Annotated in this window: 2 tRNA genes; both read right to left on the bottom strand. The window is 42.2% G+C overall.

Going from position 1 to position 353, the window contains the following annotated elements:
* Positions 1 to 165: 165 nt before the first annotated feature.
* Positions 166 to 241, bottom strand: a tRNA-Ala gene (locus HHO41_RS22130).
* A gap of 16 nt (positions 242 to 257) precedes the next feature.
* A tRNA-Pro gene (locus tag HHO41_RS22125) sits at positions 258 to 334 on the bottom strand.
* Between the last annotated feature and the right edge of the window lie 19 nt (positions 335 to 353).

The raw sequence follows: 353 nt of genomic DNA, 5'->3' as shown, positions 1-353 counted from the left end.
GCTCATAAAAGTTACGTTGGCTAGTGTTTTTGACCGAAGTCAATCACACTATAATTTGTTTATTGTTGACGTTTGTTTGTTTAGTTTTCAAAGAGCAATGTAATATGTTGCAAAAGCAACTTTTTAATAGTAACAAATTAAATATCTATTTGTCAACTACTTTTTTGGTGGAGCCTAGCGGGATCGAACCGCTGACCTCCTGCGTGCAAAGCAGGCGCTCTCCCAGCTGAGCTAAGGCCCCATTAAAGAAGTGCGAATGGTCGGGAAGACAGGATTCGAACCTGCGACCCCTTGGTCCCAAACCAAGTGCTCTACCAAGCTGAGCTACTTCCCGTTATTGAAATTAATATGGC

Origin of the sequence: Bacillus sp. DNRA2, assembly GCF_012843265.1 — a bacterium.
Lineage (GTDB): Bacteria > Bacillota > Bacilli > Bacillales > Cytobacillaceae > Bacillus_BU.
The sequence above is the reverse complement of the archived record's forward strand: the minus strand, read 5'-3'. Positions and strand labels throughout refer to the sequence as shown.